We start from the raw sequence: 23,976 nt of genomic DNA on the forward strand, positions 1-23,976 counted from the left end.
ATCGAAGCGCCGCGATGACCGCCAGGACGCTCCACGTCAGGCTCACGTCCGAGCGTCGCCAGAGCATCGCTCGCTACGAGCTGGCAATGGAGGCCACTCGGCACCCGGGCCTACGCGAACTTTACGACGCGGTGGGCCGTCGGCTCCGCGAGCCGGTGATGGCGATGTTCACCGCGCTCGGCTCACCGGATCCGGCCCGGCACGGCCGGCAGACGGTGGCCTTCCTGGAAGGTGTGATGTTCGACGCCCTGGCCGGGGCTGGGCCTGAGCTGGCTGAGGAGGGCATCCGGTTGGGAGTTCGGGAACTGTTCAGGGGCATGCTGGGCCGGTAGCCCGAAGGCGCGAGGGCCAGCGCCCGGATCCGGTCCTGGATCCAGATACGGCGCTCCTGCCGGCCAGGGCTGATCCGCCACCAGGCGCGCCCAGCCGTCGCTGGATTCCGAATGTGCCTCCCCCTTCGCCCCCGCCAGATCAGCTACCGGCGGCCGGCCCAGGTGCAACAGGCCCTGAGCGCCCTGCTGCGGGCCGCATGCGACGTCCAGCGCGAGGAAACCCTCCATCACGACGACGCCGACGTGGCCAGGCAGGTTCTCGCCAACCGAGCCCGCGCTGCTGTCGCAGCTGAAGCGGGCCTTCCACGATAGAGGCCCGGCCGCCACGACAGGCTGACCGCACGGTCCGGGTGACGCCGTGGGTGCGGCGGTAGGTGGCCGGCAGCCGGTCCGGCTCGCCCGCGAGTTCCCACCCCGCGCCAGCGGTGGGACGGATGCCGACTGCTTCGTCGAAGGCGAAGGTGTGCACGGACCGGTGCATCAGCGCCTATTCGATGCGGTCGAGTTTGGCGTCGAAGTCCGGGTCGAGCGAGCCTTTCCAGGTCTTGGTGCGCTGGAAGGTGATTCCCCGGCGGGCCAGCAGGGTGCGTAACGCCCCCGGTCCAGAAGTGAAGGCGCGGCCGGGCAGGTGCCACAGATCGTCGAGGACTTTGCGGATCGACCACCGGGTCAAGAGCTGGCCGAGCTTGGCAGGTCGCGTGGTGGACGCCTAGGCGACGAAGTCTACGTCGGCAGGGCTGAGCAGGCGGGGACGGCCTCCCGCACCACTCAGGGTCCAGGCGGGCCAGCCCGATCTCGTTGCAGGGTGGATCACATCGCGGATGGTGTCCTCATCGACCTGCCCCAGGCGGGCGGATCGCCCAGCACGCCAACCCGGTGATCGTTTCCGGTCACAGCACCAGGAGCCCATGACCGGTACGCGGCGACGCGGGCAGCCGTGCTGGCGGCTTGCGTCGCAGTCGCCGCGGCGGCCTGCTCCGGACCATTGGTCCGGTCGGCGGTTACCTGCGGTCAAGCCTGCAGGAACGGCACCAGTTTGTCTTCGCATGGCGCGTGGCCGATCTCCCGGCACAGCCGGAGGGCCTGCGCGGCCATGCGCGCCGCCGCCTCGTGCTCGCCGCGTCGCCGTTCCAGAACGGCCAGCTCCGTGAGCGCCGCCAGCTCCGGCAGCCGGAACGAAGCCTCGATCGACACGTCACGGCCCTTCAACGCGTGGTGGACGGCGCCCTCGTGATCGCCCAGGACGGAGCGCAGCCGGGCACGTGCGGCCAGCGAGTACGCCAAGTGCCAACGCAGGTCAGCCACGGTGATGAGCTCGTCGGCCAGGTTCAGGCTGTCCTCGGCCTCGGCGGTCAGGCCTATTGGGAGCCCGGCGTCGGCCAGGGCGACCAGTGCCGCCGCCTCCACCAGCCGGTCCCTGTGGCCGCGGGCCAGGTCGACCGCCAGCAGCGCCGCCTCTCGCGACTGCTTCCACCGGCCGCGCTCCCAGTGCAGTCGGCTGATCCAGGTGTGGGTGGTGGCGATGCCGTGGCCGCCGAGTGAGGCGAGCAAGTCGGCCGACTCCCGCAAGCAGTTCTCAGCCTCGCCGTATCGTCCTTGGACGAGCAGAACTGCCCCGAGATTCCGCAGATCGGCCCCCTCGGCGTAGACGAGCCTGTGCCGCCGGCTCAGCGCGAGAGCCTGCCTGCCGTACTGCTCGGCCAGGTCGAGCCGGCCCAGATGGAAGTGGTGGTTGGCGAGAGCATTGAGGGTGTGGTTCTGCCCGGATATGGAGCCGAGCTCGTGGAAGAGCCGCGCGGCCCGAGCCGTGTCGGCCATGGCCTCAGAGAGGCGGCCCGTCCACGTATGCGCGAAGCTCAGCTGGACCCTGGCCGCCGCCTCACCCTCCCGGCCGTCGGCCTCCAGGGAGATGCGGGCGCCCTGCTCCAGGTGCCCGATGGCGTCCTCACGGCAGCCGATGCGGAAGAGCGCCTCCCCCATGCTGGTGTGCAGCATGGCGTGGACGGTCGGCACCTCGTGGCCGGAGGCCGCCTCCAGCAGGGACGGCGCGATCTCCAGCCACTCGCTCAGTCGGCCGGTGCGGGTGCAGATGACGCGGACCAGGTCGGCCAGGCGCCACGCCTCGGGGCCTGGGTCGCTCTCGATCGCCCGCCTCAGCGCCGCCATCAGATTGAGCACGTCGGCGGCCGCGTGGGACAGCGGTTCGGCACGAATATCCGCGAGCGGCTCCGAGCCGGAGAACCGGAACTCGTCGAGCCCTCCCCGCGCGGCGATGGCGCCGCCGACTTCCAGGCAATGGCCGAGCAGGCGGTTCCACGCCGCCTCACGTTCGGGATCGCGCCCGGCCTGCGCCGCGGCGTAGAGCCGGACCAGGTCGTGGAAGCGATACCGGCCGATGGCGTGGTGTTCGAGGAGGTGCGCGGCGGCCAGCGCATCAAGCGAGGCGCGTGCCTCGACCTGGGGAAGACCGCAGACCGCCGCCGTCGCCGCCACAGTGTGATCAGGACCGGGTACCAGCCCGAGGAGGCGGAAGACCCGTTGATCGGCCGGGGCAAGCGCACGGTAGGAGACGGAGAAGGCGAGGGTGACAGCGTTGCGCCCGGCGCCGTCCACAGTCAGTCCCGCCAGCACGTTGCCGGCGGCCAACTCCGCCACGACCGTCGCGGCGCCGTCCTCGGGCCTGACGGCGGCGTTCGCCGCGGCGATGCGAAGCGCGAGCGGCAACCCGCCGCACAGGCGTACCATCTCGCCCCGCCGGGCCGACTCGGCCGTACTGCCGGCCGGCCCCAGCACCCTGTCCACCAGCGCCCGGCCGCTCTCGACGGGCAGCGGGCCGAGTGAGCGCTGCCTGGCCCCCGCGTACACCACCAGCTCACTCAGCCGGTGCCTGCTGGTCACGAGCACCGCGCCGGCCGGGGGCAGGAGCGGCTCGACCTGGGCCGCGGAGCGAGCGTTGTCCAGCAACAGCAGGAACGAGCGCCTCGCCAGCAGGGAGCGGTAGAGACCGAGCCGGGCCTCGAAGCCGCCCGGCGCCTGGTCGGGATCGACACCGAGCGAGACCAGCAGCCGGGTCAGCGCGACCGCGGTGGTCAGCGGCTCATGGTCGGGATCGTAGCCGCGAAGATCGATGTAGAGCTGGCCGTCGGGGAAACGGTCCGCGGCCTGGTGCGCCCAGTGCAGTGCGAGCGCCGTCTTGCCCATCCCAGCCGTTCCGCTGAGCACGCACACGCCGTCGCCGCCGCCCAAGCACTCCTCCAGCCACGCCAGCTCGGCCTCGCGGGCGATGAACCCGCGCACGTCCCTGGGCAACTCCGCCGGCCGCGCAGCCACGGGCATGGTCGGCGATGCCACCGGCTCGGGCGGCGGCGGAAGGGGCGGCCGCTCGGAAGGAGCGTCCGGTCCTACGCCCTTCGCCGGGCTGCCCGGTTCGTCGGTCAGAAGCTGCTGGTGCAATCGCCGCAGTGCCTGGCCGGGCTCGATCCCCAGCTCATCCACCAGCCGCTGCCGCGCGTCGCGGTAGACGGCCAGCGCGTCGGCGCGGCGCTCGCATCGATGCAAGGCCAGCATGAGTTGTCCCAACAGCCGTTCGTGCAGTGGGTATTCGATCACCGCCGTGTGCAGTTCGCCGACGACCTCAGCGTGCCGTCCCAACGCCAGCTCCGAGTCATAGAGCTCCTCCAGGGCGCACACCCGCCGATCCTCAAGGCCTGGGCGTTCCTGCTCGATCAGTGTGGCGCTGGTCCCGGCCAGCGCGGGCCCGCGCCACAGCGCCGCTGCCGCGCGCAACCGCGGCACCGCGTCGGCGTGGCGGCCCGCCTCGGCGTAGGCACGGGCCGCGGTTCTGTGCCGCTCGAACAGCTCCAGGTCGAGCTCGCCGTCCTCCGCGCGAATCCGGTAGCCCGCGCCCAGGCGGCGGATACGATCCTTGCCCAGAACGGCCCGCAACTCGTGGACGTACACCCGTAAACGCGTGATCGCGGTGCGCGGCGGCTGCGCGCCCCAGGTCAGGGCGACGAGCCGGTCGTCCGACACCGTGCTGTTGACGTTGAGCAACAGCGCGGCGAGGACGGTCCGCTGCTTCGGCGAGCCCAGCACGATCGGCCCGTCAGATCCGTCGACCGACACCGGCCCGAGAAGTGCGAACCGTGCTTCAGTCCCCCAGTGGCCCTTCATGTCCTCCGTTTCCTTTGCGATGGGACCGACCGAAGATCGCGGCGCTGCGAGGTGACGGGAAGAGGTGGCGCGGGACAGGCGTGTGCGAAGTCGGCCGGAAGCGACGGAGAAGAGTTACGGAAGCCTTGGCTGCGACGCTCTTTTGGTAATCGAGCAAAGGCAGGTTCTCCATGCTGCACAAGATCATGAGCGTGGTGGTCCCGGCGACCGCCCTGGCGATGGCTGCGACACTCGGCACCAGCGCGTCCGCGAGCGCGGATGTGGCGCAGCTCAAGGCCGGCCACATCAAGAGCGTCCACAGGACCCTCGCGCAGTGCGAGGCAGCGGGCTACAGGTACTCCGGGGACGGCGAATACTGGGACTGCAGCTGGGACAGCCCGTTCTGGGCACTTTGGGTCCTGAAATAGCCCACCGGAACACGTGGTGCGAGACACAGGGCATCGGCTGGACGGGATGACTCGCAGCACGCAGGGCGGCAGCAGCATGCCGTCCGGGTCGAAACCCCGAGCAGCACCGCACGACTCGAGTGAGAACGTCGACCTCACGTCAAGGTCGAGCCGCGGGTCCCATGGCCTCGAGGAAGAGGCGGCGAGGGCGTCGGCGTACTCGAGGGCCAGCGGGCCGGAGCGCAGCAGCCAGCACTGGTAGAGAGGGGCGTACAGCAGCTCCAGAGCCAGATCGAGGTCGGTGTCCGCGGCGATCTGGTCGGCCCGCTGCCCGCTGCGCAGTCGGGCCTTCTTCGCCTTGTCGTCCGGGCCGGCCAGCTTCTCGCGGTATTGGGCGGCCAGGCTGCGGTCGTGAATGATTTCGGTGTTCGGCGCCCGGATCGGCGCCTTGAACACCGGATCGGCGAGCTCGCCACATTCCGTCCCTTACTCGCGCACGCTGGCCGCGCTCTCCTGCATCGAACGGGGAGGCGAGGCGGAGGTCGTAGAAGCGCAGCCGGCCGCATTCCGGCGTGAACGCGGCCAGACCGGTACGAGGGACGTACACCAGGCTGTCGCCGAAGCCGGGGCGGGGGTTGTCGTCCTCGTCCTCGGGCGGCGTGAGGCGTACTCCGGCGAGCCTCGCGGTCGTGACGTCGCGCAGGACCGTCACCGCGCCGAGGGGCGCGTCGTCGCCCTGGACGTCGATGCCCTGGCGGCCGGCCGGGGCCGTCCTGGAACTCCCGGGTGACGCCGATCGCGAGGCCCACGCCGCCGCCGGCCAGGGGGCCGAGGGCGAGGCGGTCGCCGAAGTGGTCGTCGAACTCGGAGTTGCCGGGCACGCCGCGCGTGTCCTGGGCGATGCGGCGGACAAACGAGCCCTTCCTGAACAGGTAGACCGCGCCTCCCGGACTCTCGCCAGGCGCGCCGATCGCGACGAGGTCGCCGTAGGCGGCGACGGACTCGCCGAAGCCCGCATCCTCCTGCGGCACGGGCGAGCGAGCTTCCCCGGTGGGGCGGCGGCTCCGCCGTACAGGACGTACACCGCGCCCGCCCCCCTCTGCCCGCCACGGGGATGGTCCGGGTGCCGACGAGCAGGTCGGCGCACCGGTCGCGGTTGACCCCGGCCAGCCGAAGCCCTTCATCCTGTCGCCCGGCGGCGTGGGGACGGCGATGACCGTGCCCGCCGCCAGGACGTGCACCTGGCCGGTGGCGCCCAGGTAGCCGAGAGCGATGTCGTCGCGGCCGTCTCCGTCGAAGTCCCGGGCGCTCGCCCCGGCGCAGTCGCTCTTCACCGGCCGCACGACCGCTTCACAGGCCGTACGACCGCTTCACAGGCCGTACGACCGGGGCCGCGACACGGCCTCCTCGGGCACGACGGCCGGGACGGGCGTCAGCCGCCGGGTCGCGGCCGGATCCGGCGCGGAGCAGGCGGCCAGGACGCAGACCAGCGCCACCGCCACCGGACAGGCGGGGCCGGCATACGACGACACCCCTTGTCGATGAGGCCATCCTCTCCGGCAACCGGTCCACCGGCAACTGCTCGCCCAGGAACGCCCACGCTATGACCGCGCCCTTTCGTCCCGCTCGGCGAGGGCTTTGAGATTCAGCAGTTGTTTGCGCGTGATGATCGTGTCGGCGAAGGCGAGCGGACCCTGCACCCAGCGGGTGAGGCCACGGTCGCCGAGCACGTTGAGCCGTACCACCAAGCGGCTGAAACCGGGCTGTCGCGGCACCACGCGGTAGGTGACAGCGAGTGTTCCGTAAAGGCGCTGGGCCGAAGGAAGGATCACCCCTGTCAGGTGGTCGTCCTTCGCGAAATCGGAGATCTGGAAGATCAGGAAACGCTGCCCAACGGCGAGCTGGTCGGCGCCGGGCGTGAGCGTGCGGCTGCACCGCCGCATCCGGCCGTAGGTGTAGTCGCCGGTGGTCAGTTGGCACAGCCATCGGAACGTCAACGGGACCGAAGCGTCGACGTCCACGGCCCGGTGATAAGTCTGGCAGGGTTCTTTTATCTGACGATCGCATGGGTAGGACGCCGTGCATTCCGCCTCGGTCGCGCCCCATGATCGGCTGTCCAACATCTTGCCTCCAGCCTGTAGTTGCAGACCACACTGTCGCCGTACGGTGACGGCTCATTTCACCATACCGTACTTCATGGTATGGTGAAATGGTGAGTCCCACCCGGGCTCAGGCGGCCCGGGCGGCAGCTCCCCGTCTCCAATGGTTGCGTGAATCTGGATCGGGTGGTTGCGGCACGCACTGAACGCGGTGGGGCTGGGCGCAGAGGAGGAACCGCCTACCAGCTGCTCGTAAGAACCACCGAGGTCGACCCCGACGCCCTGGCCGAGAAGCTGGGCGTGGCGGCCGACGGCAAGGCGTGCTGCTCGCCCTGCCCGGCCGGGGCGACGACCTGACCCCGTTCGCGGCCGAGCCTGCTCGTCACCGGAGCCGGGCTCGGCGCGCACGTCCCGGCCGCCCTCAGCGCCGCCGCATACGCGGCCACCCGCTCCCCAGCCCCGCTCCCGGGCCCGGCAAAAGCCACCAGGAAGGGCCGCTCGCCAGGCGCACACCGTCAGCAGATCTAAGAAACAGCTCCTAATCGGAGTTCACGCCTGACACCGTCAAGTTGCAGGCGCCTGGCGATGATCGACGCTCGTGGTCAGGTCACCCTTGCAGCACTGATCGCACTCGTGCTGTCGCGGCTCACGTTGAAAAGGACCTGCTCGGAGGGGCGCTGCCACCAGCGGCGTTTGCGCCAGCGCAGGTGGTCAGCGAGGAGGCGTTGAGCGGTCAGCCGGACCTGCCGTTCCTCGTCCGGGTCGCGGCCGGCCCGCGCTTCAGCACGGCTAGGCGATCGTGTGCGGGCGGCACGCTGGGCAGCTCGGATCTGCTGCCGCCGGTCTTCCTCGCGCGGTGGTGTCCATGGCATCCGCAGGTAGGCGCAGATGACGTCCACGACGGTCTGCCTCAGCCTGGGGTTGTTCTGGGCGAGCTGCTCCAGCGCGTACAGGCCGCCCAGGCGGACCGGGGCCTGGCCGCTGCCGAGCTGCTCGACCGCCTTGCTGAAGCGGTCGGTGTCATGGCCGCGCTCGCCGAGTTGAAAGGTGCGCCGGGCGGTGTCGGCGTTGCGGGCGGTGTAGAACACGGCCAGCAGCGCGGCCAGGCCGGTGGCCACCGCCAAGACGTTTCCTCGGATCGCCGCCAGCGCGGCAGCCCGATCCTTATCCTCGGCGAAAACAGTGGCGTGGTCGAGGTGCTCCAGCACCCACGTGGCGCCCGGGCCGAGCATCCACATCAACGTCGGAATCGCTACGAGAACCAGCACGCCTACGACGATTGATGAAGGCTTCACCGCTCGCACCAACACTTCGAGTTCTTCTCGACCATGGGCTGATGATGCGTCGGTGGCTGAGACAACGGACATCCAGTGACGTGATCGTCACCCAGAAGGGAGGCGGCTCGTGCGTGCGATATTACGGGGTTGAGGAACTTAGGAACAGCCGTTGGCGGTGAGAATGATCTTATGCGAAGTTGTGCCGTCGGGCTTCGGCGTGTGATCGCTCTACCTGGTGGTTTCTGGGCCGTGGATGATGCGGTGGATGGCGGAGCGTCCGACGCTGTACTCGGTGGCCAGGTCGGCCAGGGACACCTCGCCCTCGGCGTATCGGCGGCGGATGGAGCGCCGTGCGGGTTCGGGCAGTTTGGGTTGCTTGCCCTTGAGCTTGCCGTTCTTCTTGGATGCCTATGTGCACCTGGCCGACATCTCCACGCGCATGCACGACCTGGCGCGGGTCGGCCCACCGCAGCGACGGCGTGGCGAACACATCCCGGACCTGGAGTGCCCGAAACAGCCCCTCCAGGACGTACACCACGTATGCGTCGCGGTCCACCGCGCCCTTGGCCAGTTCGGGGTTGTCGAACACCGGCCGCTTCCAGACCGGGGTCACCAGGGACGTGTCGATTTGCTTCGGCGTCAGCGGCTTGCGGGAGACGTGCCGACGCGCCAGCGCGGCGAGCTGGTCCTCCTGGCCCTCGCGGTACGCCGGGCGGATCTGGCCCCGGCCGCCGTGGCAGATTGCACGGGCCAGGCGGTGGCGGGACTCCTGCACGGTGAGCTGCCGGTTCATCAGCCGCCGGTAGGTGTCGTCGACCGGGTCGACCACGGCGAGCAGGTGCATGGTCTTGTCGATCCGGCCGTACTCGGCGAACGCGGCCCCCAGCGGGGTCGGGTGGCCCTCGCGGCCGAACATCCGCAGCAGGTCGTACGCGCGCACCTGGTTGGTGATCAGCGATCCGGCGACGCTGAGCATGTCCGGCCAGTGCGTGACGATCCGCTTGAGGTTGACCTTGTTGCAGGCCACTGCGTCCAGCGGCCCGTATCCCGACGGTTCGTCGCCGTCGGGCAGGTCCGCGCGCCAGAACCGCCGGTCGTTCAGGTCACGGAAGCGCGGGGCGAAGCGGAAGCCGAGCATCTTGTAGAGGTCGGACGCCATGTCGGAGTAGGAGGCGTTGTCGGTGGCGACCATCTCCGGCTTCACCCCGCCGTCGAGGTTCAGCAGAGTGTCCAGGGTGTAGAGGCTGTCGCGCGGGGTGCCGCGTACGACCATCGCGCCGGTCCCGGCGACCTGACGCTCGGCCACCGTACGGGCCTCCGACACCTGCCGGGCCAGCACCGAGACCCCCGTGCAGCAGCACGCGGTTCTTGCGCAGCCACGTCACCGCGTGGTTGAACAGCGCCACCGGCCCCTCGGCGTGCGTCCACGCCCGCCCGTACAGGAGGCTCCGGAACTCCCGGCCCCACTTCCGGTCGGTAAAGTCCCGGTACTTGAACCGCTCCTGGATTTCATCCGCGTGCTCGTACACCGTCGACCTGCGCTCGGGGTACCGCTTCACGCACGAGGAGTCCTCGATGCCGAGCTGCCCGGCGAGGTACTCCACGACCTCCCACGGCACCGCGAGCGGATCCTCGCCCAGGAACCGGCCGATGTATCGGACCGTGCAGATCTGCACCGCCATACCGAGACGGTGCGCATCCGTACGACGCCGCGGGATCAGATCCCGGTTGTCATCGTTCAGGAAGAACTGCTCCAGCTCCGGACGCGTGGGCACCGCGGTGAACGTCCCGTACGCCTCCGCCTGCTCATCAGTCAGAAACTCCACCGGCACGAGCCGGACCGTGCCGGCAGCGGCGAGCAACCGGCGGCTTTCCGCGAACCCCAGCAGCAGCCGCATCCGGTGTGCTAGCCGACCATGATCGTTCTCACCGGGATTTCCTGTACCGCAACTACTCACACCCGTATCCCTCTAGGAGCCCTACGAGTTACAAGCTCCCGGCGGCCGTTGGCAGCCGCGGCCGCGTCGTCTCAGGCTTCGTCGGTAGCGGCGCCGGTGAGGGCGCCTATCAGGGGATTGGCGTTGGCGGTGAGCCAGGCGAAGGCCCATCGGATGGGTGGGGCGTCGCGGACGGGGATGTAGACCACGTCGGGTCGGGCGTAGAAGCGGGCGGCCTCGGCGGCAGCGGCGGCGACGGCCTGTCCGGTGGCGGTCGCCTTGAGCTCGTCCTCCCAGTTGGAGACGGTCGGGCCGCGGGCGATGAGGCGGCCTGACGGGGTGCGGAAGGGTTGGAAGGCTTCCTCCATGGACGCCGGGATCGGTGACTGGGGCGTCATGAAGGTCAGGTCGCCGTAGTCCTCCAGGCTGACCGAGTCGCGGTTGGCGTAGGTGTGGGTGGCGGCCATGGCCAGGACGACTGGTGAGGTGTGGGTGATCGGTCCGACGGTGATGTCGGGTTCGCGGATCGGCAGCCACAGGTGGGCCACGTCGATCGTGCCCTCCCGCAGGGGTGTGAGCGGGTCGACGACGTTGAGTTCGCAGTGCACGAGCCGGGCGGTCGGGTGCCTGGCCTGGAACCGTTCGACGATGCCGTTGATCATCCAGCCCTGAGGTCCCATGGTGCCCAGGGTGAGGGTGCCGCTGATGTCGCCGGCGGAGACCGACACGTCCTCGACCCCATCGACGATCTGCTGGTAGGCGGGCCGCAGGGACTGGTAGAGCCGCTGCCCGGCAGCGGTGAGCCCCACAACGCGGCTGGTGCGGTCGAACAAGGGCACGCCGATCCGGCGTTCGGTCTTCTTGATCGACTGGCTGACGCGGGCCGGGGTGACGTGGAGGCGTTCGGCGGTGCGGCTGAAGTGCAGTTCCTCGGCCAGCGCCAGAAAGATCTCGATATCGCGGAGCTCCACGGGCCTTTTGTCCTGATCTTTAAGCGTTCGGTTAATAGCAGGTTATCGGACTCGTCGTTGATCGGGACCAGCCCGCAGGCGAGAGTGGGACGCCTCATCCCTGCTGAACGGCCTGAACCAGGCCCGCGAAGGAGCCCCTCGAATGTTTCAGGAGATGCGTTACCGCGGACCGTCGCTCGACGAGCTGCACGAGAACTACGCCAAGCGGCACCGGATCGACGAGGCCGCGCCCATCCGATCCACGCACGAGGTGGTGATCGACGCACCTGCCGAGCGCATCTGGGCCCTGCTCGCCAACCCCGCCGACTGGTCGGCATTCGACCCGGCCATCCACGACGTGCGCATTGCCGGCGACGGCGACGTCACCGTGGACACACGGTTCACCTGGGTCAACGGCCGCACCTCCATCGCCTCACGCTTCGCCGTCGTCGAGCCGCTCCGCGAGGTCACCTGGACCGGCAGTGCGATGGGCTCGCGCGCCGCGCACCGCCACGTCATCACCACCCGTGAGGACGGCACCACGCTCCTGCGAACCGAGGAGTCGATGGCCGGAACCCTGCTCGGGCTCTTCTACAACAGCGCGAAGCTGCACGCCGAGCTGACGCGCTGGCTCGGCTCGATCAAGACCGCCGCGGAGACCCGGGTAGCCACCATCTGATCAGGGGCCTTCGGCCACAGGTCCAGCAATCAAGATCATTCCCAGCGCCGATCACTGTTCCTGGAGTGAACCTTGGGGACGTCGAGCACGAGGAGCGAACCCCTCCTGGCAACATCAAGATCGGCTGTCTCGGAAAGGCGTCGATCTCGGCGAAGGTTTCGTACAGAGCCGCGGGCACCTGCCCGGTTCCCGCGGCCAGGTCCAGCAGCCGGCGTACCGGTGCCAGGCGGGCTTGCCTCGGCGGCCAGGGGCTGGACGGCCTCGGCTGGGATGCCGGGCCGATACAGCCGGTAGTAGCGGGCGGTGCCGGCGAACTTGCTCATGGGAAGGCTCCTCATGCCCAGTGTCGGTGATGGCGGTTGGTCGGCTTTCAGCAGGTCGCGCATGCAGGTGGCCTGCAGCGAGGCCAGCATGTCGGCGTTGCGGCCGGGGCGGGTGGTCGGGCTGGTATCCCACAACGGTCAATGGGAGTCAGTTCAACGCCTCCAAGTGGGGCAGGGGCGCGAGAAGAAGCCGGTCAGATCTCCTCATACCGCCCATCCTGCTGTTACCGTCCCAGGATCAACGACAGCCCAGGATCACCATGCGCACGGTCGAAAGCAGCCAGCTGCCGCCCTGTCGCGGCCGTCGGGGACGGAGCGAGCGAGCCGGGCGAGCTTGGGGACGGCCAGGGTGTCACCGGAGCGGACGGCGGCCAGGGCCCGGTCGAGGCCGGGCCGGGCGCGGTTGGTGCCGGTGAGGCCATGGTCGAGGTAGATACGCTCGTCGGTGACGCCGAGCTTGAGCAGGATGGCGCGCTGGGCGGTGAGGTCCTGTTCGTCGGTGGAGCAACGGGCGTAGCTCAGCGTGACGGTCACCTTCCGAAATGTACGTTCAGCCTCCCCTCACCGTACAGATCACCGGACCACTCTTATGAGACGCTTGCCGGGCTGGTCGGCGTCTCGGCCTGTCTGCGGCGGCACATGTCCGTTGAGGGAACCTCCATCGGACGCATGGGAGCCGCCGCACATCTGCGCACTCCCTCGCCGATGGTTCATGACGGGCCCCAGTTCACTTCTGATCGATGCATGGTCGGACCGTGCCGAGGGAACCCAGGCCCAGCGAGATGTCCTCTTCGCGGGCGAGCCGGACGGAGAGGGTGAGCTCCAGCGCCTGGCGTACCACATCGGTGATGCCCACCCGCAGCGGCGAGCGAGTCTCCGACGAGCTGTACGCCAGGGCGTCCGAGCAGTACGACGACAGGGCGCTCGCCACGCTGATCATGGCCATCGGCCAGGTCTGCTTCTTCCTGCCTCCCGCCGGCTCTCATCGGCAAGCCTCTGCCCGGGGTATCGCTGGCCGAGCAGTGGAGGCAGTAACAGAACTTCCTGGACCGGGAGTGCGGAACAGTTCAGGCCTGCTGGTGGAAGCCGGTTCGCCAGGACGAATGGACGGGCTCCCCGCCCAGGCCGAGCGCCTTGGCGTTGTCGGATGTCGATCGTGTGAGGCTTGATCTCCGACATGGGAATCCTTCCCAACGTTTGCATGAGATTTCAGAGGGTGATCTGGCTACGGCGCTGGTCCATGGCGTCGGCAATACGTCACCGACCTGCTGCGCAAGCACCTGAAGGTGATCAGATCGCGGTGGCGGTCCCTGCCGGCGGGCCGGATCGTCCTGCTCCGCGCCCTGCTCGTCCTGACGAACCTCGAACTCGACCGCTGACAGACGATCAAGACCGAAGACAGCCGCCCACGACCAGCGCGAGCACCTACGAACCCCGCCACACCAGCAGCCGCCCCAGCGAAAACCAAGATGGTGGATCTTCAGTGAAGATCCGACTGGACCTCGGTCAGTCGATGCCTTCGACGATGCGGAAGTCGCGCTCGACGCCGTCGGAGAGGGCGGCCAGCGCCTCCTGATAGGCCGCACTCTCGTGCGCCGCGACGGCCTGCTCGAAGCTGTCGAACTCGACCAGGACGGTGCGCTCGGCGATTCCGGCGTCATGCGCCACGACCCGACCGCCACGGACGAGGGTCCGACCGCCCCCGGCCGCGACGGCCGCACGGGCCAGCTTGTTGTAGGCAGCCAGCTTCTCAGGGTCTGAAATGGTGCGGTAGACGCTGACCCAGTAGCCCTTGGGCATGGAACCTCCAGTGTTGTGATGAGTGCATCTGACTTACGGGTTGGTCTCGGACGAGCGTGGGCGGGCGAGAGCGAGGCTTGTCGGCGTCGTGATCGCCATGGCGCCGATGCCGACCAGCGCCGCGGTGGTGTAGGCGCTGTCGTCGGGAAAGAGGTGGCCGGGGCGAGGATCAGGCCGCCGATGGCGCTGCCCAGGGAGTACCCGACGCTGCGGACGACACTTCTCGGCCGCGATGCCCGGCGTCATCCTGGCCGTCACCCCCAAGAGCGAGACGTCGAGCGCCATTCGGCCAGGTCCGACCGGGCCGCCGCGAACAGGGTGAACGCTCTGGCCGAGGACGAACAGCATGGCGTACCCCTTAACGTCGAAGTGACGATTAATGATGGCACACTTCCCAGCGCAGTTTCATTCCGGGGCACCCGCCGCCGACCACGACGGCGCTGCCGGCCAGGAGCAGGGGGTCGGCGATCCGCGTCCGGACCCGCGGCGTGAGCTTGCCGGCGACGCACCCCAGCACCGAGAACGGGATGAGGACCAGCCCGGCGACGAAGGTCGTCAGCCCGAAGAGGTAGCCGGCGCCGTGCGGCGTCTGCGCGTACCGGGTGATGAGCGTGAGCACGAACATGACGAGGTTCGCGACGGCGACCGCCGGGTGCCGCACCGCCCGCACATCGACCAGGGGCGTCGTGCTGCGCAGCTCGATGACGGCCCAGACGGCATGCCGCCGACGTACAGGTGGATTCGAAGGGCTTCACCGGCACCTTCCCGGCCAACTCCGTCAGCACCATCGTCATTCCGCCGGGCGGCTCCGACCCCGACCCGACGCCCACCCCCACGCCGGACGCGTCCTGCAAGGTCACCTGCAAGGTCGTCAACCAGTGGCAGGGCGGCTTCCAGGGCAGTGTGAAGATCACCAACCAGGCGGGCAGCCCCGTTCAGGGCTGGAAGCTCGGCTGGGGTCGTTCGCCAACGGCCAGAAGCTCACCCAGTCATGGAACGGCACCTACGTCCAGAGTGGCGCGGACGCCACCGTGACCAACGCCGGATGGAGCGCGACCATCCCCGCCAACGGCGGCAGCGTGGAATTCGGCTTCCTCGCCAGCAGGTCCGGCACCGCCAACGATCCGCCGGGCTCTTTCCGGCTCAACGATTCGCCCTGCGTCAGCGGATGACCAATGCCCCGGACCGACCACATCGGTCCGGGGCATTGTCATGCCCTTCGGCCAGGATCGCCGGGCGGGGCGGTGGACTGCCTCTGCACGAGCGTCACGCCCAGCCGAGTGTCCCTGCTCGTCATGCCGGGCCTCTGGATGCGCTGCACCAGGTGCCACACCGCCTGAGCTCCCAGCAGTTCCTTGTCCACCGCCATCGTGGTCAGGGCGGGAGAAGCGTGCCCGGCCATCGCGATGTCGTCGTAGCCGATGACGCTCATCTCCTCCGGAACGGCGACGCCGTGGTCGCGCAGCGCGTTGAGCGCGCCGAGTGCCGACTCATCGTTGCCGCAGAAGACCGCCGAGGGCCGTACGGGGAGCGCCAGCAGCGCTGCCATCTGCTCATATCCGGTGTCGATGCTGAAGTCGCTGCGCCGGACGAACGACGGCTCCTCCCGCAGCCCGTACTCGGCCAGCGCCCTGCGGTAACCGGTGAGCCGCTCTACGGCGGGCGCGATGCGGTCCTTGGCGGTGATGATGGCCGGCGGCGGATTCGTGTGCCCGAGGTCGAGCAGGTGGCGGGTGGCGAGATAGCCGCCGATCTCGTCGTCATGCCGGACGAAGTCCATGGGAAGGCCCTTGACCGCGTGCTCGAGCAGCACGCAGCTGACCCCTGCCTCGTGGATCCGGCGCAGATAGTCGGGATCGCTGCCGACGCTCAGCACGACCAGCCCGCTGACCTCTCCCCGCTGCACGCACAGCGGCAGCTCACCGGCCTCCGGATCGACCGTCTCGAAGCTGATCGACAGCCTCAGCTCCGCGCACGCCTGCTGCGCGCCCGCCAGCACAGGGGCGAAGTACGGGCTGGTTCCGGTGGACATGTCGCTGCCCCAGGACACGAAGCCGACCATGCGAGGCTCGCGGGAAGGAGCCGCGGTCTTGCGGCCACGAGGCTCGTACCCGAGCTGCCCGGCCGCCCGCCGTACCCCGGCGTCGGTGTCCGGGGATACCCAGCTCTTACCTGTGAACACCGCTGACACCGTGGCGATCGACACGCCGGCCAACTCCGCGACCTCCCGCATGGTAGGCCGTTCTACCGACCGCCCCATCGTCCTCCCGCCGAACCACTGAAACTTGGGCTGCAGCGCCCTTCCGTGAGGGCTCTGAGATTGTCCATCAAGTGAGGGCCGCGGGCCACCACGGTGCTGCGGCGCGCCTCAGGCCGCGCTCGTGACACGGTCGAGGTGCTCGCGGCTGATCCTGGCCGATTCGTACGCGGGCAGGCTGGGCCGGTCGCGTTCGACGACCAGCCAGCCCGCGTAGCCGTCGCGCTCCAGCGCGGCGAGAAAGGCCGGCAGGTCCAGGCCGGCGTCGCCTTGGTCTGGATTCCCAGCTCCGCCGCGAAGTCCATCTCGGCCTCGTAGCCGGCGTCGTCGCCGGCCCTGGCCGGGACGAGGGTGGCGTAGGCGGCCGCGGTCAGACCGTGCGCTGACAATCTGGACGCGACATGGGCGGCCGGCCCGTACGACTCGTGTGCCTGCATGAGCTCGATGCCCTGGTATCCGGCCGCGGCGATCTGCTCCAGCATCACGCATGGCACGATCCCCTTCGCTAAAATTCAGTAAACATCACTCAGGGGTTGGGACGGTAACGCGCCGGATATTTGGCGTCAATAGCGCATAAACCCTCACAAGTTTCGAGACGGGAGAGGTTGACCTCAGACCACTGTCACGCGATAGTTCACTAAAATTACTGTAATGCAGTGAACAAGCCAGGTTCCTGGATGCCCCCTCCCCCGAGGAGCTCGCCATCGTGAACCGCAGACCGTGGCCATCGTCGGCTGCGGCAACATCGCGAAGTCCTACGCCGAAACCCTTGCCGCCTATCCCGACCTGAACCTGCGAGGAGTCCTCGACCTCTCCTCCGAACGGCGTGCCGCGCTGGCCGCCACCTCCGCGGCGCGCGTCTATGCCTCACTGGAGCAACTGCTTACCGACGACGCGGTGGACATCGTGGATCACGAGCCGCTGCCTGCGGGCAGGCAAGCACGTCCACAGCGAGAAACCCCTCGCGCTTACCCACGAAGAAGCGGCGGAGCTCGTGGGAACGGCCGAGGACATGGGGGTGCTGCTCGCTGCTCCTGGAAAGCCGGCACGACTTCGGCTCGGCCCTGCACGTGGGCGATCTCGCCGGTCCGCTGGCGCCCGTTGCGCCGTTGCGGGAGCCGTACCGGGGGTGGAATGGGGGCGGGCCGGTCATGACCTGGCCGCCGCCATCAAGCAGGACCGCCCGCACCGCGCGACTGACCGGCAGGCCGCACACGTGGTGGAGATTCTCTGCGCCATCCGCGAGTCCTACGAGACCAGCAGGACGGTGAAGCTGCGCTCGGTCTTCGAGCCGCCGGCACCCATGGAGTGGGCGGCTCGAAGACTGTTCCGCCTGACCTCCGGGAGCACCGTCCCGGTCGGCACGAGGAAATGCGCTCCCCCTCGCCACCGGCGATGCTCCCGGTCTCATCCCCGTATCCACGCGGCCTCTGCCGCCCGATCCGCCGAACACCTCGCCCTGCTGAACGGGAAGCCCATGAGTCTTATCTCACTGCACCGCAACTGGACCGTCCGGCAGGTGGACGGTGACATCCACACCTCTGCCTCGGTGCCGGGGTGCGTGCACACCGACCTCCTGACCGCCGACCTGATTCCCGACCCCTACCTGGACCGCAATGAGACCGAGCTGAGCTGGATCGGTCGGTCCGCCTGGCGCTACGAGACCGTCTTCGACCGGCCCGATGGCAGCCACGACCGCATCGACCTTGTGTGCGAAGGGCTCGACACCGTGGCGCGGGTCGAGCTCAACGGCCGAGTGATCGGCACGACCGCCAACATGCATCGCCGCTACAGATTTGATATCGGCCCAGCGCTACGCGATGGTGACAACGAGCTGTCGATCACGTTCACGCCCGCTCACGACTACGCCGAGGGGCTGGTGCGGGAACTCGGCGAGCGCCCGAGCGCCTACACCGATCCGTATACGTTCATCAGGAAGATGGCGTGCAACTTCGGCTGGGACTGGGGTCCCGCGCTGGTCACGGCGGGCATCTGGCGGCCGATCGGGCTGCACGCGTGGAGCGGCGCGCGGCTGGCTCAGGTCCGCCCGCAGATCTCGCTCACCGACGGCGGTGCCCGCGTGGCCGTGCACGTCGAGGTGGAGCGCGCCACCGACGAGGAGCTCCTGGTCACGGCGTCGGTCGCGGGCGTGTCCGCCGTAGCGGCCATTCCGGCGGGCGAGACGGCCGGCTTGATCGAGCTGGACGTCGAGGAACCCGCGCTGTGGTGGCCCCGGGGGTACGGTGAGCAGCCGCGCTACGAGCTCGTGGTCAGCACGGCCGATGACGAGTGGCGGCGGCACATCGGCTTTCGGGATGTCCGGCTCGACACCGCGGGCGGCGCGTTCACCCTGGTGGTCAACGGGCAGCCGATCTTCGTCAAGGGCGCGAACTGGATCCCCGACGACTGCTTCCCCTTCCGGGTGGATCGCCGCCGCTACGCCGACCGGCTGGCGCAGGCGTGCGGAGCCGGGATCAACCTGCTGCGCGTCTGGGGCGGCGGCGTCTACGAGAGCGACGACTTCTATGACCTGTGCGACGAGCATGGCCTGATGGTCTGGCAGGACTTCCCGTTCGCCTGCGGCGCATACCCCGAGGAGCGGCCGATCGCGGACGAGGTCGAGGCCGAGGCGCGGGACAACGTCGTGCGGCTCATGCCGCATCCGAGCCTGGTGCTGTGGTGCGGCGGTAACGAGAACGTCTGGGGCTACTTCGACTGGGGCTGGCAGGAGCGCCTGGCCGGCCGGACCTGGGGTGCGACCTACTACACCCGCACGCTGCCGGGCGTCCTGGCCGAGCTCGATCCGGCGCGCCCTTATCTGCCGAGCAGCCCGTACTCCGGCTCGATCGATCTGCATCCCAACCGGCAGGATCGGGGGCCCATCCATATCTGGGACGTCTGGAATCAGCGAGACTACGCCGCCTACCGGGAGTACCGGCCCAGGTTCGTCTCGGAGTTCGGCTTCCAGGCGCCCGCCGCGTACGCCACGATCCGCAGGGCCATCCACGACGATCCGCTCACTCCAGATTCGCCCGACATCGTCCATCATCAAAAGGCCGTCGACGGCAACCGCAAGCTGCTCGCCGGTCTGCAGCCGTACTTTCCTCATCCTGAGACCTTCGACGACTGGCACTACCTCACCCAGGTCAACCAGAGCCGGGCGATCCAGCTGGGCATTGAGCACTTCAGATCGCTGTGGCCGTACTGCGCGGGCAGCATCGTCTGGCAGCTCAACGACTGCTGGCCGGTCACCTCCTGGGCGGCGATCGACGGCGACGGCAGGAAGAAGCCTCTGTTCCACGCGCTGCGCAAGGCCTACGCCGACCGGCTGCTGACCGTGCAGCCGCGCGAGGACGGCCTGGCCCTGGTCGTCGTCAACGACACCGCCGAGCCCTGGGCCGAGGAGGCGCAGGCAGTACGGCGGGGCCTGGACGGGCAGGTGAAGGAGGCGCAGATGATCGCCTTCGATGTCCCGCCCCGTGGCATCGTGACCGTGCAGTTGCCGAGGACGGTGGCGGAAACAGAGGACCCGACGCGTGAGCTGGTCGCCGTGACGGCGGGCGACCGGAGAGCCCTGTGGTTCCACGTCGCGGACAAGGATCTCGACCTGCGGCCGCCGCAGTACACCGTGCAGGTGGAAGGCCGGCGGGTGCGGGTCACCGCCCACACCCTGCTACGGGACCTGGCGCTCTTTCCCGACCGGCTCGATCCCTCCGCGGAGGTGGACGATCAGCTCGTGACCCTGCTGCCGGAGGAGAGCGCGGTCTTCACGCTGAACATCGACGGTCTGGACGAGAAGGCACTGGCCGGTTTCCCCGTCCTGCGCTGTGTCAACGACGTGGTGGCCGGCTGAAGCGCAACGCCGGTGCCAACCCCGCTGAAGGCGAGTCGAGGCCACGCAAAGGGTCGCTATCCTCGCCCGTCAAGACGGCAGACGACTGGACCTTGCACGGCAACTGGGAACGCATGACGAGATCGTCGATCCACCACCCGGCGGGACACCACCTCAGCACGAGTGATCGGGACTTCATCAACGTCGCTTGGGCTGTCCGCGGTAGGTGACGACTTTGTCGCCCGGTGCCGGATACGCCATGATCAGCAGCCGCTGGGTGCCGTACTCCTCGCCCTTCCAGGGGAACCAGGCGAAGTGCACGCGGATGCGGTAGTGCCCCTTGCGGCCGTTGAGCGACAGGTCGGGCAGTTCGGTGCCGCTCAGGCCGTCCATGAAGCTCATCTCGCCGCTCTGGTTGGCGTAGCCGACCTCGACGACGTCGTCCCAGCCCTTGGTCTCGATCGGTGGGCGGCGCGTGTAGGTCTCCAGCGTGACACAGACGTGGAAGTCGGAATGCGTGTCCACCGTCACGCGGCCGGGTCCGGCGGTGACCGGGCCGGCGGTCGTGCTCTTGCCCTCGCCGGCGAACTCGTCGTACAGCTCCAGCCCCGCCTCGGGCCACTCCGGCTCCTTGAGGCGGATCGCCTTGGCGGGCTTGATGAGGGGATGGTGACGTGGGGTGGCGTCGCATTTGCTTTGCTCCTCGGCCATGAACTCGTCGAATTCGCGATCCTCGGCGGCCGCTTCCGCTGTGACCTTTGCCTTCGCGGCCGGGCAGATCCCGGCGAGCACCCCGCTCAGGTTGCCGACGCTCACCCCTTCCACCTCCCGCAGGCGGGTCAGCTCGCGTGGGTCGTTGCGGGTGTAGACGGCGCACAGGCGACGGCCGTGGGCGAGCAGCACCTGGTCGGGCGTGGTGGCGGCGAACGTGAGCACATTCTGCTGGCGTACAGCGCAGATGAAGGCGCGCGAGCCAGTCGGCGGCGGGAGTTCCACGGGCTTGCCGTCCATCTCCCTCTCCCAGGGCTCGGGAGGCGAGCAGTCCTCGGCCGTGGTGACCGGGCCGCGTGACTCGTCGGCGGCCGGCAGGAAGCACAGGGCCACGGAGGTGGCCAGCACCGTCACGAGCACGTGGTGGCGCAGGCGGGCGGCCGGTGGGGCACCGTACAGGACGAGCAGGATGAGGGCGGAGGCGGCGAGCGCGGCGCTGTACCACAGCGGGGAGAGCCCGAAGAGGAGGTCACCCTTCTCGTTCCGGACGAACACCCCATCCGGGTACAGAGCCAGCCGCTGTTCGGCCATCTCGGGGATGAGTTGCCAGTCCGCCTCGGACATTGTGGTGAGCGCGGTGACGATGCCTGCCGCCGCGGCGAGAGTCAAGATCAGCATCGTGACACGCAGCAGCCGCCTGGTCCTGCGTACGATCGCGATCAGAACCAGTACGGCCGGGGCGCCGACTCCGACGAGCAGGTCCACGGCGACCCAGAGCACCGTCGCCGGGTAGCCGACGTACCCGTGGAAGAGATCGTCGACCGCGCCCCTGGGGCCGATCCACGCAGGCATGCCGTCCGCGAGGTTGACGGCCGCGGGGATCAGTGGGGGCACCACGGCCACGGCGGCGAGGGGCCACGCCCGCGCAGGTGCGACCCGGACCGGAGGCGCCGGAGACGGCACCGGGGTCGGGCCGCCCAGGTCGTGGGCGGAGCGAGCCTGCCACACCGTCCCGAAGACGCTCAGGATGCTCAGGACCATGAGCAGCACCAGCTCGTAGTCAACGCCCATACCGCCGAACGCGACGATCGCATTGCCTCCCGGCGACAGCAGCGACAGCGCCGCCGAGGTCCCGCCCATCCGCACGGTGCCTGGCGTCCAGCGTGCGTCCCTGGCCTGGCCGGCCAGGACCGGCACCAGCCACAGCAGGTAGACGGCGTTGCCGAGCTGGTACGGAGAGATGGACTGCACGATGGAGTACTGGCCGAGGCCGTAGGCGACGGTGGAGGTCAGGCCTGTGGCGGCGCTCGCCAGCCCGGCCACGAGCCCGAGCAGCCGCAGCCATCGAGGCAGGGCCCCGGCGAGGACCACGAAGAACAGCCCGACGACGGCGAAGTTGAGCACGTCGGAGGGCAGGCCCGACCACCACTGGTACGGGATCGGAAGCCGGTACAGCAGCGTGCAGGCGACGCTGAGGTACAGGGCCGCCCGTAACAGCCGGACCGGCCTGTCGTTGACCGCCGCCGTGCCGACCGGCCGCCCGCGCAGCACCTGCCAGTAGGCCCAGCCCTGCAGGACTCCTCCCCCGACCATGAGGAGCTCCACCCACCAGGTGTAGGGCATGAAGTCCGGGTCCCACTCGCCGGTGACGATCTCGCGTAGTAGCGCGGGGTCGCCGGTGGCCAGCGCGAGGACGCCGGACACGATGACCGCGGCCACATAGACGGCGGCGAACAGCGCGGCAATTCTGCCGAAACGATAGCGGCGCACGAACGATCCTCGGGCACGAGCGGACAGGATCCGAACAAAGGCGCCCAACCCTAGCGAGCCGTCACCGAAACGATCAAGTGCCGTAGTGAATCCACGGTATCTGTGACCGTCGATTCAATGCCTGAGCGCCTCGTGGCGCACAACGAGATACGCGCGATCGAGTTCGAGGCCGTTTCGGCTGCCGCAAGGGCTCCGAGCCGCCACAATGACAGTCCCGGTCCGAGCAATGCCCACAGGAACGCCGGTTGAAAAGGCTCGTTCCAGGTGCAGCATGGCGGTGAAGTCAGCTGGTACGCGTGAATGGTCAACCCCGGACGGCGCAGGAGCGCTTCGCACCCTCTTGTGAACGCCCATCGGGCTTCGCGGCGATACAGAGACGTGCGTACATGGATGAGCTGGATCGCCGTTGTCCCGTTCGCCGGGTGGGCGCTGGTGCGGCTGAGCGGGTTCGAGCCGGACTGGCCGTGGGTGCCGGTGGTGGCGTACACGCCGTACGCGGCGACCGGGGCGGTGGTCGGCGTGGCGCTGGCGTGGATGCTGAGGCGGCGGGCGGCGGGGGTGGTGGGGATCGCGGCCGTGGTGGCCTTGGGAATCGTCGTCGTGCCCCGGGCCTTCGCCGACGGCAACCCAGCGGCGGACGGGCCGGTGTTGCGGGTGCTGGCGGCCAACCTGATGGTGGGCCAGGCGGACACGGACCAGTTGATGGCCCTGGTCGGCCAGGTGCGGCCGGACGTGCTGACGCTGCAGGAACTCACCCCGGACGCGATGCGGCGGCTGGAGGAGGCGGGCGTGCGCGAGAGGTTGCCGCACGCCGTCACGCGGCCGTTGCCAGGGGTCGGCGGGTCCGCCGTGTACGCGAGGCATCCGCTGACGGCCGGAGAGACGATCAAGGTGGGAGCGTTCGGGCAGGCCAGGGTGTGGCTCGCGCATCCCGGCGGGGACCGTGTGGAGATCGTCTCCGTGCACCCGTGCGCGCCCAAACGCGTCGGCCGGCAACCGTGCTGGCAGGGTGGCCTCCAGGCGCTGCCGCGCGGCCGCGGCCAGTTGCGGCTGCTGGCGGGGGACTTCAACGCCACGCTCGACCACCTGCCGATGCGTGAGCTGCTGGCGTCCGGGTATCGGGACGCGGCCGACGTCATGGGACGCGGATTCACGGCGACCTGGCCGCAGGCGCTGGGTCGTACGTGGCGGCTGCCCGGCGTGACGATCGACCACGTGCTGGCGGACTCGCGGATAGCGGTGCGAGACTTCCGCGTGCTGGAGTTGCGGCACACCGATCACCGGCCGGTCTTCGCCGAGGTCAGGCTCCCGTGAGGGCCGCCGCCGCTGCTCGGCGTCGCGGCTGCGGGCTACTGCGCCGTCGACGCCAGCGGCATGCGGTCGGTTTGGCTCCGGGATGGCCTTCAGAGGCAGGCCGTAGCTATCCGGTATTTACTGCGGCAGGGGTTGG

The 23,976-nt window shown here is 69.3% G+C and carries 22 protein-coding genes and 5 pseudogenes; 10 read left to right on the forward strand and 17 right to left on the reverse strand.

All coding sequences use genetic code 11. From position 1 onward, the window contains the following. Positions 1–14 precede the first annotated feature (14 nt). Together ABZS51_RS04990 and ABZS51_RS04995 are read left to right on the forward strand one after the other, a co-directional pair. Complete coding sequence (locus ABZS51_RS04990) at positions 15–332, forward strand: TetR family transcriptional regulator C-terminal domain-containing protein (protein ID WP_355436462.1); 318 nt, start codon at positions 15–17, stop codon at positions 330–332. A 111-nt stretch (positions 333–443) separates the two neighbouring features. Further along, entirely contained in the window at positions 444–644 is a 201-nt protein-coding gene (locus tag ABZS51_RS04995) for an alpha-N-acetylglucosaminidase C-terminal domain-containing protein (RefSeq protein ID WP_355436465.1), read from the forward strand. 175 nt (positions 645–819) lie between these two features. On the opposite strand, the gene ABZS51_RS05000 is transcribed toward ABZS51_RS04995, so the two are convergent. Together ABZS51_RS05000 and ABZS51_RS05005 are read right to left on the reverse strand one after the other, a co-directional pair. Continuing rightward, complete coding sequence (locus ABZS51_RS05000) at positions 820–1,005, reverse strand: hypothetical protein (protein ID WP_355436468.1); 186 nt, start codon at positions 1,003–1,005, stop codon at positions 820–822. Between the two features lie 338 nt (positions 1,006–1,343). Further along, positions 1,344–4,505 carry a BTAD domain-containing putative transcriptional regulator gene (locus ABZS51_RS05005; RefSeq protein WP_355436471.1) on the reverse strand — a complete coding sequence of 1,054 codons (3,162 nt, stop codon included), beginning with the start codon at positions 4,503–4,505 and terminating at the stop codon, positions 1,344–1,346. A 170-nt stretch (positions 4,506–4,675) separates the two neighbouring features. Between ABZS51_RS05005 and ABZS51_RS05010 the strand changes: the two genes are divergently transcribed. Next, positions 4,676–4,912 carry a hypothetical protein gene (locus tag ABZS51_RS05010; RefSeq protein WP_355436474.1) on the forward strand — a complete coding sequence of 79 codons (237 nt, stop codon included), beginning with the start codon at positions 4,676–4,678 and terminating at the stop codon, positions 4,910–4,912. Between the two features lie 189 nt (positions 4,913–5,101). On the opposite strand, the pseudogene ABZS51_RS05015 reads toward ABZS51_RS05010, so the two are convergent. The 4 genes and pseudogenes from ABZS51_RS05015 to ABZS51_RS05030 form a co-directional block, all read right to left on the reverse strand. Continuing rightward, positions 5,102–5,350 (reverse strand): annotated as a pseudogene (locus tag ABZS51_RS05015) (TetR-like C-terminal domain-containing protein); the annotation flags it as partial. Between the two features lie 479 nt (positions 5,351–5,829). Continuing rightward, positions 5,830–6,234: pseudogene (locus ABZS51_RS05020) on the reverse strand (hypothetical protein); the annotation flags it as partial. Between the two features lie 27 nt (positions 6,235–6,261). Further along, on the reverse strand, positions 6,262–6,423 hold the full coding sequence (locus ABZS51_RS05025) for a hypothetical protein (protein WP_355436477.1): 162 nt from the start codon (positions 6,421–6,423) through the stop codon (positions 6,262–6,264). A 69-nt stretch (positions 6,424–6,492) separates the two neighbouring features. After that, positions 6,493–6,912 carry a hypothetical protein gene (locus ABZS51_RS05030; RefSeq protein ID WP_355436480.1) on the reverse strand — a complete coding sequence of 140 codons (420 nt, stop codon included), beginning with the start codon at positions 6,910–6,912 and terminating at the stop codon, positions 6,493–6,495. A gap of 249 nt (positions 6,913–7,161) precedes the next feature. On the opposite strand from ABZS51_RS05030, the gene ABZS51_RS05035 reads away from it, so the two are divergent. Continuing rightward, a complete protein-coding gene (locus ABZS51_RS05035) occupies positions 7,162–7,347 on the forward strand; it encodes a hypothetical protein (protein ID WP_355436483.1) in 186 nt (61 codons plus the stop codon). A 245-nt stretch (positions 7,348–7,592) separates the two neighbouring features. On the opposite strand, the gene ABZS51_RS05040 is transcribed toward ABZS51_RS05035, so the two are convergent. From ABZS51_RS05040 to ABZS51_RS05055, 4 genes and pseudogenes are all read right to left on the reverse strand, one after another. Continuing rightward, positions 7,593–8,357 carry a hypothetical protein gene (locus ABZS51_RS05040; protein WP_355436486.1) on the reverse strand — a complete coding sequence of 255 codons (765 nt, stop codon included), beginning with the start codon at positions 8,355–8,357 and terminating at the stop codon, positions 7,593–7,595. 580 nt (positions 8,358–8,937) lie between these two features. Continuing rightward, positions 8,938–9,561: pseudogene (locus ABZS51_RS05045) on the reverse strand (Tn3 family transposase); the annotation flags it as partial. 70 nt (positions 9,562–9,631) lie between these two features. Further along, positions 9,632–10,165, reverse strand: a pseudogene (locus ABZS51_RS05050) (DUF4158 domain-containing protein); the annotation flags it as partial. Between the two features lie 131 nt (positions 10,166–10,296). Beyond that, the gene (locus ABZS51_RS05055; protein ID WP_355436489.1) at positions 10,297–11,175 is read right to left on the reverse strand and encodes a LysR family transcriptional regulator; all 879 of its coding nucleotides are present in this window, start codon (positions 11,173–11,175) and stop codon (positions 10,297–10,299) included. Positions 11,176–11,317: 142 nt separating this feature from the next. On the opposite strand from ABZS51_RS05055, the gene ABZS51_RS05060 reads away from it, so the two are divergent. Then, positions 11,318–11,833 (forward strand): SRPBCC family protein, encoded by a 516-nt coding sequence (locus tag ABZS51_RS05060; protein WP_355436492.1) that lies wholly within the window; start codon positions 11,318–11,320, stop codon positions 11,831–11,833. Between the two features lie 578 nt (positions 11,834–12,411). Here ABZS51_RS05060 and ABZS51_RS05065 read toward each other — a convergent pair. From ABZS51_RS05065 to ABZS51_RS05085, 5 genes are all read right to left on the reverse strand, one after another. Then, positions 12,412–12,690, reverse strand: a complete 279-nt coding sequence (locus ABZS51_RS05065; protein ID WP_355436495.1) for a recombinase family protein — start codon at positions 12,688–12,690, stop codon at positions 12,412–12,414. A 193-nt stretch (positions 12,691–12,883) separates the two neighbouring features. Next, a complete protein-coding gene (locus tag ABZS51_RS05070) occupies positions 12,884–13,102 on the reverse strand; it encodes a hypothetical protein (protein WP_355436499.1) in 219 nt (72 codons plus the stop codon). A gap of 560 nt (positions 13,103–13,662) precedes the next feature. Then, positions 13,663–13,956, reverse strand: a complete 294-nt coding sequence (locus tag ABZS51_RS05075) for a DUF1330 domain-containing protein (protein ID WP_355436502.1) — start codon at positions 13,954–13,956, stop codon at positions 13,663–13,665. A gap of 33 nt (positions 13,957–13,989) precedes the next feature. After that, entirely contained in the window at positions 13,990–14,304 is a 315-nt protein-coding gene (locus ABZS51_RS05080; RefSeq protein ID WP_355436505.1) for a hypothetical protein, read from the reverse strand. Positions 14,305–14,332: 28 nt separating this feature from the next. Continuing rightward, a complete protein-coding gene (locus ABZS51_RS05085; RefSeq protein ID WP_355436508.1) occupies positions 14,333–14,617 on the reverse strand; it encodes a hypothetical protein in 285 nt (94 codons plus the stop codon). Between the two features lie 74 nt (positions 14,618–14,691). Here ABZS51_RS05085 and ABZS51_RS05090 point away from each other — a divergent pair, with 74 nt between their 5' ends. Together ABZS51_RS05090 and ABZS51_RS05095 are read left to right on the forward strand one after the other, a co-directional pair. Then, a complete protein-coding gene (locus ABZS51_RS05090; protein WP_355436511.1) occupies positions 14,692–14,991 on the forward strand; it encodes a cellulose binding domain-containing protein in 300 nt (99 codons plus the stop codon). Further along, a complete protein-coding gene (locus ABZS51_RS05095; RefSeq protein ID WP_355436804.1) occupies positions 14,910–15,128 on the forward strand; it encodes a cellulose binding domain-containing protein in 219 nt (72 codons plus the stop codon). Before ABZS51_RS05090 ends, ABZS51_RS05095 begins: the two co-directional genes overlap by 82 nt. Before the next feature lie 38 nt (positions 15,129–15,166). On the opposite strand, the gene ABZS51_RS05100 is transcribed toward ABZS51_RS05095, so the two are convergent. Continuing rightward, entirely contained in the window at positions 15,167–16,189 is a 1,023-nt protein-coding gene (locus tag ABZS51_RS05100) for a LacI family DNA-binding transcriptional regulator (protein ID WP_355436514.1), read from the reverse strand. Positions 16,190–16,933: 744 nt separating this feature from the next. Here ABZS51_RS05100 and ABZS51_RS05105 point away from each other — a divergent pair. Both ABZS51_RS05105 and ABZS51_RS05110 read left to right on the forward strand, forming a co-directional pair. Continuing rightward, positions 16,934–17,228, forward strand: a pseudogene (locus ABZS51_RS05105) (Gfo/Idh/MocA family oxidoreductase); the annotation flags it as partial. 462 nt (positions 17,229–17,690) lie between these two features. Beyond that, the gene (locus tag ABZS51_RS05110) at positions 17,691–20,066 is read left to right on the forward strand and encodes a glycoside hydrolase family 2 protein (protein ID WP_355436807.1); all 2,376 of its coding nucleotides are present in this window, start codon (positions 17,691–17,693) and stop codon (positions 20,064–20,066) included. Positions 20,067–20,243: 177 nt separating this feature from the next. Here ABZS51_RS05110 and ABZS51_RS05115 read toward each other — a convergent pair whose 3' ends face one another. Beyond that, positions 20,244–22,526 carry a hypothetical protein gene (locus ABZS51_RS05115; RefSeq protein WP_355436517.1) on the reverse strand — a complete coding sequence of 761 codons (2,283 nt, stop codon included), beginning with the start codon at positions 22,524–22,526 and terminating at the stop codon, positions 20,244–20,246. Between the two features lie 390 nt (positions 22,527–22,916). Between ABZS51_RS05115 and ABZS51_RS05120 the strand changes: the two genes are divergently transcribed. Next, positions 22,917–23,840, forward strand: a complete 924-nt coding sequence (locus ABZS51_RS05120; RefSeq protein ID WP_355436519.1) for an endonuclease/exonuclease/phosphatase family protein — start codon at positions 22,917–22,919, stop codon at positions 23,838–23,840. Positions 23,841–23,976 lie beyond the last annotated feature (136 nt).

This window comes from Nonomuraea sp. NPDC005501, assembly GCF_040605905.1.
Taxonomy (GTDB): Bacteria; Actinomycetota; Actinomycetes; order Streptosporangiales; family Streptosporangiaceae; genus Nonomuraea.